Annotated in this window: 14 protein-coding genes; 9 read left to right on the top strand and 5 right to left on the bottom strand. The window is 73.7% G+C overall.

The features are described from left to right. Positions 1 to 11 precede the first annotated feature (11 nt). Entirely contained in the window at positions 12 to 503 is a 492-nt protein-coding gene (locus tag ACZ4UX_RS24005; RefSeq protein WP_329489358.1) for a DUF1203 domain-containing protein, read from the top strand. Positions 504 to 521: 18 nt separating this feature from the next. Here ACZ4UX_RS24005 and msrA read toward each other — a convergent pair whose 3' ends face one another. Continuing rightward, positions 522 to 1187 carry a peptide-methionine (S)-S-oxide reductase MsrA gene (gene msrA, locus ACZ4UX_RS24000; protein WP_465708252.1) on the bottom strand — a complete coding sequence of 222 codons (666 nt, stop codon included), beginning with the start codon at positions 1185 to 1187 and terminating at the stop codon, positions 522 to 524. A gap of 143 nt (positions 1188 to 1330) precedes the next feature. On the opposite strand from msrA, the gene ACZ4UX_RS23995 reads away from it, so the two are divergent. Further along, positions 1331 to 2485 (top strand): cystathionine gamma-synthase, encoded by a 1155-nt coding sequence (locus ACZ4UX_RS23995; RefSeq protein ID WP_329489359.1) that lies wholly within the window; start codon positions 1331 to 1333, stop codon positions 2483 to 2485. Positions 2486 to 2491: 6 nt separating this feature from the next. On the opposite strand, the gene ACZ4UX_RS23990 is transcribed toward ACZ4UX_RS23995, so the two are convergent. Continuing rightward, positions 2492 to 2971: a MarR family winged helix-turn-helix transcriptional regulator gene (locus tag ACZ4UX_RS23990; RefSeq protein WP_329489360.1), complete on the bottom strand. Its 480-nt coding sequence runs from the start codon at positions 2969 to 2971 to the stop codon at positions 2492 to 2494. Between the two features lie 122 nt (positions 2972 to 3093). Here ACZ4UX_RS23990 and ilvA point away from each other — a divergent pair, with 122 nt between their 5' ends. The 3 genes from ilvA to ACZ4UX_RS23975 all read left to right on the top strand — a co-directional run bounded on the left by ilvA (position 3094) and on the right by ACZ4UX_RS23975 (position 6404). After that, positions 3094 to 4305, top strand: coding sequence for a threonine ammonia-lyase (ilvA, locus tag ACZ4UX_RS23985; protein ID WP_329489361.1), 1212 nt, complete (start codon positions 3094 to 3096; stop codon positions 4303 to 4305). A gap of 169 nt (positions 4306 to 4474) precedes the next feature. Beyond that, entirely contained in the window at positions 4475 to 5545 is a 1071-nt protein-coding gene (locus tag ACZ4UX_RS23980; RefSeq protein WP_359836708.1) for an ATP-binding cassette domain-containing protein, read from the top strand. Position 5546: 1 nt separating this feature from the next. Continuing rightward, positions 5547 to 6404, top strand: a complete 858-nt coding sequence (locus ACZ4UX_RS23975) for an ABC transporter permease (RefSeq protein WP_329489363.1) — start codon at positions 5547 to 5549, stop codon at positions 6402 to 6404. Between the two features lie 74 nt (positions 6405 to 6478). Here ACZ4UX_RS23975 and greA read toward each other — a convergent pair whose 3' ends face one another. Both greA and ACZ4UX_RS23965 read right to left on the bottom strand, forming a co-directional pair. After that, on the bottom strand, positions 6479 to 6979 hold the full coding sequence (gene greA, locus ACZ4UX_RS23970) for a transcription elongation factor GreA (protein ID WP_329489364.1): 501 nt from the start codon (positions 6977 to 6979) through the stop codon (positions 6479 to 6481). A 287-nt stretch (positions 6980 to 7266) separates the two neighbouring features. After that, a complete protein-coding gene (locus ACZ4UX_RS23965) occupies positions 7267 to 7680 on the bottom strand; it encodes a DUF4307 domain-containing protein (RefSeq protein ID WP_352289884.1) in 414 nt (137 codons plus the stop codon). A 271-nt stretch (positions 7681 to 7951) separates the two neighbouring features. On the opposite strand from ACZ4UX_RS23965, the gene mca reads away from it, so the two are divergent. Genes mca through ACZ4UX_RS23945 form a run of 4 tightly spaced genes read left to right on the top strand, consistent with a single transcriptional unit; the run spans position 7952 to position 11658 of the window. Further along, positions 7952 to 8857, top strand: coding sequence for a mycothiol conjugate amidase Mca (gene mca, locus ACZ4UX_RS23960; RefSeq protein WP_329489367.1), 906 nt, complete (start codon positions 7952 to 7954; stop codon positions 8855 to 8857). Positions 8858 to 8906: 49 nt separating this feature from the next. After that, positions 8907 to 9098, top strand: a complete 192-nt coding sequence (locus ACZ4UX_RS23955; RefSeq protein WP_329489368.1) for a hypothetical protein — start codon at positions 8907 to 8909, stop codon at positions 9096 to 9098. 41 nt (positions 9099 to 9139) lie between these two features. After that, positions 9140 to 11203: a thioredoxin domain-containing protein gene (locus ACZ4UX_RS23950; protein ID WP_465708180.1), complete on the top strand. Its 2064-nt coding sequence runs from the start codon at positions 9140 to 9142 to the stop codon at positions 11201 to 11203. A 41-nt stretch (positions 11204 to 11244) separates the two neighbouring features. Further along, positions 11245 to 11658, top strand: a complete 414-nt coding sequence (locus ACZ4UX_RS23945; RefSeq protein ID WP_465708179.1) for a hypothetical protein — start codon at positions 11245 to 11247, stop codon at positions 11656 to 11658. On the opposite strand, the gene ACZ4UX_RS23940 is transcribed toward ACZ4UX_RS23945, so the two are convergent. Further along, complete coding sequence (locus ACZ4UX_RS23940) at positions 11556 to 12488, bottom strand: hypothetical protein (RefSeq protein WP_359806068.1); 933 nt, start codon at positions 12486 to 12488, stop codon at positions 11556 to 11558. The two genes, ACZ4UX_RS23945 and ACZ4UX_RS23940, sit on opposite strands and share 103 nt — an antisense overlap. Positions 12489 to 12656: the final 168 nt, after the last annotated feature.

The following is a 12656-nucleotide window of genomic DNA, read 5'->3' as shown; positions in this document are numbered from 1 at the left end:
GGCTGGGCGGCATGAGCGATCCCACCGCACCCGCCCCGGCCGTCCGCCCGATCGAGCCGGCCGTCCACCTCGCCCTGCTGGAACGCGACGACGCGGGGCGCCCGCCGGTCCGGTCGGTGGACCGGACCGGCGGTGCCCCGCTGCGCTGCTGCCTCACCCGGGCGCTGCCCGGCGACCGGATCGCGCTGGTCGGCTACGCGCCGCTGCGCCGCTGGGCCGCCGAGACCGGCGCCGACCCGGGCCCGTACGACGAGGTCGGCCCGGTCTTCCTGCACGACCACGCCTGCGCCGGAGCGGGCCCGGCCTGGCCGGCCGGGTACCACCTGGGCGCGCGGGTGCTGCGGGCCTACGACCGGCACGGCCACATCCTGGGCGGGGTGCCCGTCACCCCCGACACCGCCGAGGCGGCCGCCGCGGAGCTGCTCGCCGACCCGGAGGTGGCCGTGGTGCACGTCCGCGCCGTGGAGTTCGGCTGCTTCCAGCACGAAGTCCGCCGGGCCTGAGGCCCGGCGCCGGGCGGGTCAGTCGCCGGTGCGGGCCACGCCGATCGGGCAGCTGGCGCCGGTGCCGCCGAGGCCGCAGTAGCCGTTCGGGTTCTTGGCCTCGGACAGGTACTGCTGGTGGTACGGCTCGGCCGGGTAGAACGGGCCCGCCGGGGCGATCTCGGTGGTGATCGGCCCCAGGCCGATCGCCGTCAGCGCCGGCTGGAACGCCTCGCGGCTGGCGGCCACCGTCGCGGCCTGGGCCGGGGAGTGGGTGTAGACGGCGGACCGGTACTGGGTGCCGACGTCATTGCCCTGCCGGTTGCCCTGGGTCGGGTCGTGCGCCTCCCAGAAGGTCTTCAGCAGCCGCTCGTACGAGACGACCGCCGGGTCGAAGACCACCCGGACCGCCTCGGTGTGCCCCGTCCGGCCGCTGCACACCTCCTCGTACGTGGGGTTGGGGGTGTGCCCGCCCTGGTAGCCGACCAGGGTCGTCCAGACGCCGGGCAGCCGCCAGAACGTGCGCTCGGCGCCCCAGAAGCAGCCCAGCCCGAAGTCGGCCACCTCCAGCCCGGCCGGGTACGGGCCGGTGAGCGGGTTGCCGAGCACGGTGTGCGGCTCGCGCAGGGTGAAGCCCGGCGTCTCCCGGCCGGGCAGCGCCTGGTCGGCGGGGACGAGCGAGGTCTTGTCGCGGTTGAACAGCACGGCCTGCTCCAGCTGGGTCGGGAACCGTTGTGCAGCTTTCAACGCTCACGGCCGCCGCCGGATTCCGGGCAGCCCCGGCGCTTTCCGGACGGCGGCGACCCTTCCGGGAGGCGCCCCGGCATTCGCCCACTACGCTCGTTGTCATGACCGAGCACCAGCTTCCCCAGGGCTTCGAGACCCTCGCCATCCACGCGGGTCAGGAAGCAGACCCCCAGACCGGGGCCGTCGTCACGCCGATCTACCAGGTGTCCACCTACAAGCAGGACGGGGTGGGCGGCCTCCGGGGCGGCTACGAGTACAGCCGTAGCGCCAACCCGACCCGGACCGCGCTGGAGGAGTGCCTCGCGGCACTGGAGGGCGGCTCCCGCGGCCTGGCCTTCGCCTCCGGCCTGGCCGCCGAGGACACCCTGCTGCGCACCATCCTCAAGCCGGGCGACCACATCGTGATCCCCAACGACGCCTACGGCGGCACCTTCCGGCTCTTCGCCAAGGTCCTGACCCGCTGGGGCGTCGAGTTCTCCGTCGCGAACTTCCAGGACCTGGCGACCGTCCGCGAGGCGCTGCGCCCCAACACCCGCGCGGTCTGGGTGGAGACCCCGTCCAACCCGCTGCTGGGCATCACCGACCTGACCGCGCTCGCCGAGGTCGCGCACGGCGCCGGCGCGCTGCTGGTGGTCGACAACACCTTCGCCAGCCCGTACCTGCAGCAGCCGATCGCGCTCGGCGCGGACGCCGTCGTGCACTCCACCACCAAGTACATGGGCGGCCACTCGGACGTCGTGGGCGGTGCGCTGGTGCTGGCCGAGGCGGGCCTCGGCGAGGAGGTCGCCTACCACCAGAACGCGATGGGCGCCGTCTCCGGCCCGTTCGACGCCTGGCTGGTGCTGCGCGGCATCAAGACGCTCGGCGTCCGGATGGACCGGCACAGCTCGAACGCGGAGAAGGTCGCCGAGCTGCTGGCGGGCCACCCCAAGGTGAGCCAGGTGCTCTACCCGGGCCTGCCCGAGCACCCCGGCCACGACATCGCCGCCAAGCAGATGAAGGCGTTCGGCGGCATGGTCTCGTTCCGCGTCAACGGCGGCGAGGAGGCGGCGGTCGAGGTCTGCAACCGCACGCAGCTCTTCACCCTCGGCGAGTCGCTGGGCGGCGTCGAGTCGCTGATCGAGCACCCGGGCCGGATGACCCACGCCTCGGTGGCCGGTTCGGCCCTGGAGGTGCCCGCCGACCTGGTGCGCGTCTCGGTCGGCATCGAGTCGATCGACGACCTGCTGGCCGACCTCCAGCAGGCCCTCGGCTGACGGTGCCTAGCCGCCCTGCCGGCCCGCCGTGTACGACTCCATGGAGTGGTTGAAGCGGGCCAGCAGGGCGCAGAACGCGCGCTGTTCCTCGGGCGGCCAGTCGGCCACCAGCCGGCGGGCCAACTCGGCCCGCCCGGCACGGACTTCGGCCAGCCGGCGGGCACCGATCGGGGAGAGTGCGAGCCGTACGGCACGGCGGTCGGCCGGGTCCTGGACCCGGCCGACCAGCCCGGCCGCGACCAGCGGGGCGACCTGCCGGGTGACGGTGGAGGAGTCGACGCCCAGGGCGTCGGCCAGGGCCTTGACGTTGGCGGGTCCGTGCCGCTCCAGCCGGTCGAGCAGCAGATAGGCGGCCCGGTCCAGTACGCCCACCCCGTCGGAGCTGCGGACCTGTTCCATGCGCCGGGCGAACACCGCCAGCTGGTACTGGAGTTGGGCGTGCAGGGGGTCGGTGCGGTCGGTGGCCTGGGGCGAGGTCGTCGTCATCGCGGCTCACGATCGTCGTGCGGTGAGGGAGGCTCAGGACCAGCAGCGTACGCGGGCCGGGCGGGCCCGGGAACAGTGCCGACATCCCGGGTTGGCACTCCCGCCCGCCGTAGGCTGGCGCCATGCACAGCTGGCCGATCACCATCGACGATGTCCGCGGCGCCCAGAAGATGCTCGCCGGGGTCGCCCGGGTGACACCGATGGAGGGCAGCCGGCACCTGTCCGCGCTGATCGGCGCGCCGGTCCACCTGAAGTGCGAGAACCTCCAGCGCACCGGTTCGTTCAAGCTGCGCGGGGCGTACGTGCGGATCGCGGGGCTCTCGCCGGTGCAGCGGGCCGGCGGGGTGGTCGCGGCGAGCGCCGGGAACCACGCCCAGGGCGTGGCGCTGGCCGCCGCGCTGCTCGGGGTCCGCTCGACGGTCTTCATGCCGGTGGCCGCGCCGCTGCCCAAGGTCGCGGCGACCCGCGAGTACGGCGCCGAGGTCCGGCTCTCCGGTGCCACGGTGGACGAGGCGCTGCGGGCCGCGCAGCGCTACTCGGAGGCGACCGGCGCGGTCTTCATCCACCCCTTCGACCACTGGGACGTGGTCACCGGCCAGGCCACCGTCGGCCTGGAGATCCTGGAGCAGTGCCCGGAAGTGCGCACCATCCTGGTCGGGGTGGGCGGCGGCGGGCTGCTGGCCGGGATCGCGGCGGCGGTGAAGCCGATCCGCCCGGACGTGCGGGTGATCGGGGTGCAGGCGGCCGCCGCGGCCGCGTACCCGCCCTCGCTGGCGGCGGGCCGGCCGGTGACGCTGGAGCGCTACGCGACCATGGCGGACGGGATCATGGTCGGCCGGCCCGGGGACATCCCGTTCGAGGTGATCAACGCCCTGGCGGACGGTGTGCGGACGGTCTCCGAGGACTCCCTCTCGCGGGCGCTGCTGCTCGGCCTGGAGCGGCTGAAGCTGGTGGTGGAGCCGGCCGGGGCGAGCCCGGTGGCGGCCCTGCTGGAGCAGCCGGAGTCCTTCGAGGGCCCAGTGGTGGCGGTGCTCTCGGGCGGCAACATCGACCCGCAGCTGATGCAGCGGGTGCTGCGGCACGGCCTGGCGGCGGCCGGGCGCTACCTGTCGCTGCGGGTGCGGCTGGCGGACCGGCCGGGCGCGCTGGCGGACCTGCTCGGGGTGCTCACCCGGGTGGACGCGAACGTGCTGGACGTGGCGCACGTGCGGATCGACCCGCAGCTCGGGCTGACCGAGGTCGAGGTGGACCTCCATCTGGAGACCAAGGGGCCCGAGCACTGCGCGGCGGTGCTCGGGGAGCTGCGCGAAGCCGGGTACGTCGTCTCGCACTGAGCGCGCGCGCCCGGCGCCGGGCGCTTCCGGCCCCTCGGAGCGACGGCCGGGTCGCCCGCCCGGCGAGGACCGAGTCGCCCGCCCGCCCGCATTCGGGGCAGAGTGGGACAGACCACTGGAATTCGCCCAAGCGACAGCCCCCCTGTCGTCCGAGGAGATGAGGCAGGCCATGGCGCCAGCCATCCAAGCCGAGAACCTGGTGAAGACCTTCGGTGACGTACGAGCCCTGGACGGCGTCAGCCTCGACGTCCCCGAGGGCACGGTGCTGGGGCTGCTCGGTCCGAACGGAGCCGGCAAGACCACCACCGTGCGCGTCCTCACCACCCTGCTCCGGCCCGATTCCGGCCGTGCGGTGGTCGCCGGGGTCGACGTCCTCAAACACCCCAACCAGGTGCGCAGCCTGATCGGCCTCTCCGGCCAGTACGCCGCCGTCGACGAGTACCTCACCGGGTTCGAGAACCTGCAGATGGTCGGCGAGCTGTACCAGATGACCGGCCGGGCGGCGAAGGCCCGGGCGCTGGAGCTGCTGGAGTGGTTCAACCTCTCCGAGGCCAGGGACCGCACCGCCAAGACCTACTCCGGCGGCATGCGGCGCCGGCTTGACCTGGCCGCCGCGCTGGTCGTCCGGCCGCCGGTGATGTTCCTGGACGAGCCGACCACCGGACTCGACCCGCGCAACCGGCTCGCCCTCTGGGAGGTCATCGAGACCCTGGTGGAGCAGGGCACCACCCTGCTGCTCACCACCCAGTACCTGGAGGAGGCGGACCGCCTCGCCCACGACATCGCCGTGGTCGACCACGGCCGGGTGATCGCCCGCGGCACCGCCGACCAGCTCAAGGCGCAGATCGGCGGCGAGCGGATCGAGGTCGTGGTGCACCGCGCCGACCTCGTCGCCGAGGCCGTCGAGGCGCTGTCCGAGTACGCCAAGGGTGATCCGGCGGTGGAGAAGAACACCCGCCGGATCACCGTGCCGGTCAGCGGCGGCGCGCGAGTGCTCGCCGACGCCATCCGCGAGCTGGACGCCCGCTCCATCGAGATCGACGACATCGGCCTGCGCCGCCCGACCCTGGACGACGTCTTCCTCTCGCTCACCGGCCACGTCACGGCGGCCGAGGACGAGGAGGGCGGCGCCGCCGGCAAGGGCCGGGGCAAGGGGCACGGCGGGCACGGCGGGGGACGGGCCGGCGAGGACGGCCAGGACCCGGACCAGCAGGCCGTCCCCGCCGGAAAGGAACGGTGAGATGACCACTGCCACCGAGCACGCCATCGGCGGGGCGGTACCGAAGCAGCGCCGGGGCGCGGCGGCCACCCTGCACGACTCCTGGGTGGTCGCCCGGCGCAACCTGCGCCGGATGACCCGGATCCCCGAGATCGTGGTCTTCGGACTGATGCAGCCCGTGATGTTCGTGCTGCTGTTCTCCTACGTCATGGGCGGGGCGATCCAGATCCCCGGGACGCAGGCCAGCTCCGACTCGTACATCCAGTTCCTGATGGCCGGCATCTTCGCCCAGACGGTCACCTTCGCGACGGCCGGTGCCTCCGCCGGCATCGCGGAGGACATGACCAAGGGGCTGGTCGACCGCTTCCGCTCGCTGCCGATGGCCCGCTCGGCGGTGCTGGTCGGCCGCACCCTGGCCGACCTCTGCCAGACCGCCTTCACCCTGGTGGTGCTGGCCGTGGTGGCGCTGCTGGTCGGCTGGCGGATCCACGAGGGGGTGCCGAAGGCGCTCGCCGCGTTCGGGCTGCTGCTCCTGCTCGGCTACGCGTTCTCCTGGATCGGCGCGCTGATCGGCCTCTCGGTCCGCAGTCCCGAGGCGGCCACCTCGGCCGGGCTGATCTGGCTCTTCCCGCTGACCTTCATCTCCAACGCCTTCGTGCCGATCAGCTCGATGCCGGGCTGGTTGCAGGGGATCGCCTACTGGAACCCGTTCAGCGCCACCGTGCAGGCCTGCCGCAACCTGTTCGGCAACCAGGTCGGGCCGGTGGACAGCGCCTGGCCGATGCAGCACGCGGAGCTGATGTCGGTGCTCTGGTCGGTGCTGATCACCGCCGTCTTCTCCTGGCTGTCGGTGCGCAAGTACCGCTCGGCCTCGGGCTGAGCCCGGCCGCCGGGATGCCGCGAGGGCGGCCGTGGACCTCGTCCACGGCCGCCCTCGGCGTCAGGTGCGGGGGATCAGCCGTTGTGCGGCTTGGCGTCGGTGACGGTGACCGAGGCGGCCTTGCCGTTCGGCAGCTCGTACGTCGCCTCGTCGCCGACCTTCTTGCCGTCGATGGCGCGGCCCAGCGGCGACTGCGGGGAGTACACGTCGAGGTCGTCGCTGCCGGCCATCTCGCGCGAGCCGAGCAGGAAGGTCATGGTGTCGTCCTCGTCGCCGTCGAAGGCGACCGTGACGACCATGCCGGGGGCCACCACGCCGGAGTCCGCGGGGGCCTCGCCGACCTTGGCGCGCTCCAGGAGCTGGGTGAGCTGGCGGATCCGCAGCTCGTACTTGCCCTGCTCCTCCTTGGCCGCGTGGTAACCGGCGTTCTCCTTGAGGTCACCCTCCTCGCGCGCCGCCTCGATCTTCTGGGCGATCTCGATGCGCCAGGGGCCGCTCAGATGCTCCAGCTCGGCCTTGAGCTGGTCGTAGCCGGACTGAGTGAGCCAGGTCACGTTCTCGCTGGTCTGGGTCACGGGTGCTCCTCGTAGGTGCTGGGGCTGTGCTGAGGGTGTGAGTCGTCAGCAGGGTGGCGGTGGAGATATCGGTCGTAACTACAAAGCAACGCCCGCTCCCGTACCTCTCGGTGCGGAAGGGGCGAAACCACGAGCCTAACAACTCCGGCCGACAAGCGGGAGAGTCGTCGGCGCGTCATTGACGACAGCATTGCGCCGAGATGTACAGGACCGGTGTGCGGGACATCCTGACGGATTCCCGCTCTTCCGATCGAATATGCGCCCGGGCGGGTCGCGATCGACGGCCGCTACTTCGCCGGCGTGCATCCCAGCAGCTCGGCGGTGGTGCCGCGGGCGGTGGTCCGCAGGCTGACCACGGCGTCGTAGTCGCCGCCGGCGGCCGGTACGGGGAAGTCGGCCACCCCGACCACCGCGCCGTTCTCGCCCTGCGAGCGGACGGTGCAGCTGCCCGCCGTGCCGTCGCTCTTGCGCACCGCCAGGTGCAACTGCACCTCGGTGTCCGAGACGGCCTGGAAGGAGGGGACGCTGCCGTTGATGGTGGTCTCGCGGATCAGGTACGAGCCGCCCAGCCAGGCCACCAGGCCCAGCCCCAGCACGCCGCAGACCGCACCCGCCACCTTGAGACGACGGTCGGACTCGCGGTCGCCGCGCCGGCCGTAGCGCCCCTCGGGCAGCTGCGGGGTGGTGGTGCCTGCGCTCATCGGGCTCAGTCCTCTCCGGGAGGTACCCCCCGCGGTGGTGCCGGGGGAATGCGACGCTCCTCCAGTCCGTCACTATAGGAGGGGCACGCCCGCGGCCGGTCCGGCGGGGGCGCTGCTCGGCCGTGTCGGCGTCGTGCCGGCGGCGTGGTGAGGTCCTGCCGCGGCGCTCCCGGCGGCGGGCCCGCGGTGACGCGGCCCGAACCGAGCGGCTCGGACGGTGGGCAGACCGGACTTCGCGGAAGGCCCAGACATTGTGGAAGGAACGCACGCGTTGACTGAGCAGTTGCGACTGATGGCGGTGCACGCCCACCCGGACGACGAGTCCAGCAAGGGCGCTGCCACCATGGCCATGTACGTCGACCAGGGGGTGGATGTGCTGGTGGCCACCTGCACCGGGGGGGAACGCGGGTCGGTCCTCAATCCGAAGCTGCAGGGCAAGCCGGAGATCGAGGAGAACATCCACGAGGTCCGGCGCAAGGAGATGGACGAGGCGCGCCGGATCCTCGGGGTCCGGCAGGCCTGGCTGGGCTTCGTCGACTCGGGCCTGCCCGAGGGCGACCCGCTGCCCCCGCTGCCCGAGGGGTGCTTCGCCCTGAAGGACGTCGCGGAGGCGGCCGAGCCGCTGGTCCGGCTGATCCGCGAGTTCAAGCCGCAGGTCATCACGACCTACGACGAGAACGGCGGCTACCCGCACCCGGACCACATCATGACCCACAAGATCACCATGCTGGCCTTCGACGCCGCCGGTGACCCGGACGCCTACCCGGAGTCCGGTGAGCCCTGGCAGCCGCTGAAGGTCTACTACAACCACGGCTTCCCGATGGGCCGGATCCGCGAGCTGCACGCGTACCTCACCGAGCACGGCCACGAGTCGCCGTACGGCGAGTGGATCGAGGGCTGGGAGAAGAGCGGCCGCAAGGAGCGCGAGATCACCACCCGGGTCCGCTGCGACGACTGGTTCGAGACCAGGGACCGCGCGCTGATCGCGCACGCCACCCAGATCGACCCGGACGGGCCGTGGTTCCGCGTCCCGCTGGAGGTCCAGCGCGAGGTCTGGCCGACCGAGGACTACGAGCTGGCCCGGACCCTGATCGACGTCGACCTGCCGGAGGACGACCTGTTCGCCGGCCTGCGCACCCCCACCCTGGCCGCCGAGGCCACCGACACGCGCGACTGAACCACCCCCCGATGGCCCGGCTCCCCGTGAGCCGGGCCACCATAGAGATATGAGTGCCCCCGTGAACCTCACCCACCTCGCCGCCGAGCTCGCCCTCGACGAGACCAAGGTGACCCCCGGACTGCTGGGCTTCGTCGTCTTCGCCGCCCTCGGCGTCGCCACCTGGTTCCTGGTCAAGTCGATGAACAAGCAGTTCAAGCGCGTCGACTTCGTCGAGGAGCCGGAGGCTCCGAAGGAGTGAGGGCCGCCCCCTCCACGCGCGCGATGCGCGAGGATGGGGGCATGCCGAACCGTCTCGCGGACGCGACCTCGCCCTATCTGCTGCAGCACGCCGACAACCCGGTCGACTGGTGGCCCTGGGGCCCCGAGGCGTTCGCGGAGGCGGAGCGGCGCGGCGTGCCGGTGCTGCTGTCGGTCGGGTACGCGGCCTGCCACTGGTGCCACGTGATGGCCCACGAATCCTTCGAGGACGAGGCGCTGGCCGCGTACGCCAACGAGCGGTTCGTCGCGGTGAAGGTCGACCGCGAGGAGCGGCCGGACGTCGACGCGGTCTACATGGAGGCGGTGCAGGCGGCCACCGGGCAGGGCGGCTGGCCGATGACGGTCTTCCTCACGCCCGACAAGGACCCGTTCTACTTCGGGACGTACTTCCCGCCGGAGCCCCGGCACGGGATGCCGTCCTTCCGGCAGGTCCTGGAGGGCGTCGACGCGGCCTGGCGGGACCGGCGCGAGGAGGTGGGCGAGGTCGCCGCCCGGATCCGGGCCGACCTGGCCGAGCGGGCCTCGGTGTACGGGGTCGGCAGCGGGGTCCACCGGCCGCCGGGGGAGGCCGAGCTGCACGAGGCGCTGGTCGCGCTCGGCCGGGACTTCGACGCCCGGCGCGGCGGCTTCGGCGGGGCGCCCAAGTTCCCGCCGGCCATGGTGATCGAGTTCCTGCTGCGCCACCACGCCCGGACCGGCTCGGCGGCCGCGCTGGAGATGGCCGTCCGGACCGCCGCGGCGATGGCCCGCGGCGGCATTCACGACCAGCTCGGCGGCGGCTTCGCCCGGTACGCGGTGGACGCCGACTGGGTCGTCCCGCACTTCGAGAAGATGCTCTACGACAACGCGCTGCTGCTCCGCGCGTACCTGCACCTGTGGCGGGCCACCGGCTCCCCGCTCGCCCGCCGGGTGGCGCTCTCCACGGCCGACTTCCTGCTGCGTGAACTGCGCACCCCCGAAGGGGCGTTCGCCTCGGCACTGGACGCCGACAGCCTGGACGGGAGCGGCGCCTCGGTCGAGGGCGCGTACTACGCCTGGACGCCGGGGCAGCTCGCCGAGGTGCTGGGGGAGGCGGACGCGGCCCTCGCGGCGGAGCTCTACGAGGTGACCGCGACGGGGACGTTCGAGCACGGCTCCTCGGTGCTGCAGCTGCCGGCCGACCCGCCGGACGCCGAGGCGGCCGAGCGGATCCGGGCGAGGCTCTTCGCGGCGCGGGCCGAGCGGCCGGCGCCCGCCCGGGACGACAAGGTGGTGGCCGCCTGGAACGGGCTGGCCGTCGCCGCGCTCGCCGAGACCGGCGCGCTGCTGGAGCGGCCCGACCTGGTCGAGGCCGCCGAACGCGCCGCCGACCTGCTGCTGGCGGTCCACCTCACGCCGGACGGCCGGCTGCTGCGCACCTCCCGGGACGGCCGGGCCGGTGCCCACGCGGGCGTCCTGGAGGACTACGCGGACACCGCCGAGGGGTTCCTCGCGCTGTACGCCGTCACCGGTGAGGCCGAGTGGCTGGAGCTGGCCGGCGGGCTGCTGGACACCGTGCTCAAGCACTTCGCCGACGAGGCGTCCGGCGCGCTGTACGACACCGCCGACGACGCCGAGGAGCTGATCCGGCGGCCCCAGGACCCGACGGACAACGCCACCCCGTCCGGCTGGACGGCCGCGGCCGGCGCGCTGCTGACCTACGCCGCCTACACCGGGTCGGCGCGCCACCGCACGGCCGCCGAGCGGGCGCTCGGCATCGTCGGGGCACTGGCCGGCCGGGCGCCCCGGTTCATCGGCTGGGGCCTGGCGGTGGCCGAGGCGCTGGTGGACGGCCCGCGCGAGGTGGCCGTGGTCGGAGCGGCCGGGGATCCGGCGACGGCCGCGCTGCACCGGGCGGCGCTGCTGGGCACCGCGCCCGGCGCGGTGGTCGCGGTCGGTGCGCCGGACGCCGACGAGGTGCCGCTGCTGGCGGACCGGCCGCTGGTGGGCGGCGCACCCGCCGCGTACATCTGCCGGCACTTCGCCTGCGACGCACCGACCACCGACCCGGCGGTGCTGGCCGAACGACTGGGCGTCCTGGTGGAGTTGGACGACCCGGCGAGCTGAATCCGGTTGTGCCCGGCCGGGCGGCCGGGCGAGAATCGCCCATGACCTGGACCCTGACCACGTCCCTGGGCGACTTCCTCGCGCGGGCGGGCGGCTTCCTCCGCGCCCGCCCGGCCGAGAACACCGTCCTGCTCACCGTGAGCGACCGGCTGGTCGGACGCGGGCCGCACGCCTTCGGCCCGCAGACGCCGGTCTTCGGGTGGTGGAGCCGTGGGCCGCGCGGCCCGGTCGAGGGCGCGTTCCTGCGGACCCCGCCGTTCGAGCCGCGCCTCGGCGTGATGCCGGACCGGGCGGCGGCCGAGCTCGCCGTCGAACTTGCCGCGGCGGGGCCCGTCCACGGCGCGGGGGCGGGCTACTCCCAGTCCCACCGGACGCCGAGCAGGCAGGGCTGGAGGGCCGTCGCCACCAGGTGCACGCAGTGGTGGCCGTCGAGGGTCAACTCCTCCGTCTCGTAGGGCTTCTCACCGGGGGAGCGGAGGGCGAAGCGGTGGCAGCGGACGGGCAGGGCGGCGGGGTGGAAGGTGACCTGGAGGACGTACTGGCCGGCGCCGGAGTTGAAGCCTCGGACGTACTCGCAGCCGGGCGTGGGTGACGGGCTGGCGTCGAAGCCGTAGCCCAGCAGGTGGGTGTCGCCGGCCCGGAGGCGGCGGTCGAGGAGGAGCTCGGCGACCAGCAGGTGATGGGCCTGGTCGCGGCGGATCCGGCCGGGGCGGCAGTTCTCCTCGGCGCGTACGCCGACCCGGGCGATGTCGCAGCCCGGGTCCCCCTGGTAGATGGCCAGGTAGCGGTCGATGCCTTCGCGGTGGGCGCGCAGCGCGTGCTGGGAGTCGCGGCGCAGCAGTTGGCGGTCGGCGCCGATCCGGATCCGCTCGATGTGGGTGATGGTGTGCAGCCCGGTGTCGCGCGGGCCGGAGAGCTCGGCGAGCAGGTCGTCGACGGCGGCGGCCGGGGAGATGAGGTCCCGGTAGGGGCGCACGGGCGGGCCGGCCTGCTCGGCGGGGGTGGCCCGGCGGGGGCCGAGCAGCCGGGTGAGGGAGTGCTCGGGGAGTTCCAGCACCTCCTCCAGGGCCCGGACCGCGCGCAGCGATTCGGGCCGGTCGGGCCGGCGGCGGCCCTGCTGCCAGTAGCTGAGGCTGGTGACCCCGATGTCGATGCCGCGCAGGGCGAGGTGCCGGCGGATCCGGTGCAGGGCGAGGCCCCGGGCGGCGATGGCGGTGCGCAGGGCCACGTGGAACGGGCCGGTGCGCAGCGCGGTGGCGAGGTCGGCCTGGTCGCTCCGCTGCATGGCGGCCTCCTCGGTGGGCGGGCAGGGCGGACACCGGCTGGTCGTGAATATTCACATGTGGAAGGCCGTTTGTCACCGGTCCGGGCCTGCCGCGCGGGCGTTTCCGGGGCGGCGTTCACACCTGGGCCGGGCCGTTCACACCGCGGTCCGCGTGCTGTGAAGGCCGTT

The organism is Kitasatospora sp. NPDC028961 (genome assembly GCF_055564815.1).
Note: the sequence above shows the minus strand (reverse complement) of the source record. Positions and strands in the feature narration are given on the sequence as shown.

Excerpts from the sequence above, each read along its gene's own strand:
- ACZ4UX_RS24005 (WP_329489358.1), top strand. The coding sequence starts at position 12 with ATGAGCGATCCCACCGCACCCGCCCCGGCCGTCCGCCCGATCGAGCCG.
- ACZ4UX_RS23995 (WP_329489359.1), top strand. The coding sequence starts at position 1,331 with ATGACCGAGCACCAGCTTCCCCAGGGCTTCGAGACCCTCGCCATCCAC.
- ACZ4UX_RS23990 (WP_329489360.1), bottom strand. The coding sequence starts at position 2,971 with ATGACGACGACCTCGCCCCAGGCCACCGACCGCACCGACCCCCTGCAC.
- ilvA (WP_329489361.1), top strand. The coding sequence starts at position 3,094 with ATGCACAGCTGGCCGATCACCATCGACGATGTCCGCGGCGCCCAGAAG.
- ACZ4UX_RS23980 (WP_359836708.1), top strand. The coding sequence starts at position 4,475 with ATGGCGCCAGCCATCCAAGCCGAGAACCTGGTGAAGACCTTCGGTGAC.
- ACZ4UX_RS23975 (WP_329489363.1), top strand. The coding sequence starts at position 5,547 with ATGACCACTGCCACCGAGCACGCCATCGGCGGGGCGGTACCGAAGCAG.
- ACZ4UX_RS23965 (WP_352289884.1), bottom strand. The coding sequence starts at position 7,680 with ATGAGCGCAGGCACCACCACCCCGCAGCTGCCCGAGGGGCGCTACGGC.
- ACZ4UX_RS23955 (WP_329489368.1), top strand. The coding sequence starts at position 8,907 with ATGAGTGCCCCCGTGAACCTCACCCACCTCGCCGCCGAGCTCGCCCTC.
- ACZ4UX_RS23950 (WP_465708180.1), top strand. The coding sequence starts at position 9,140 with ATGCCGAACCGTCTCGCGGACGCGACCTCGCCCTATCTGCTGCAGCAC.
- ACZ4UX_RS23945 (WP_465708179.1), top strand. The coding sequence starts at position 11,245 with ATGACCTGGACCCTGACCACGTCCCTGGGCGACTTCCTCGCGCGGGCG.
- ACZ4UX_RS23940 (WP_359806068.1), bottom strand. The coding sequence starts at position 12,488 with ATGCAGCGGAGCGACCAGGCCGACCTCGCCACCGCGCTGCGCACCGGC.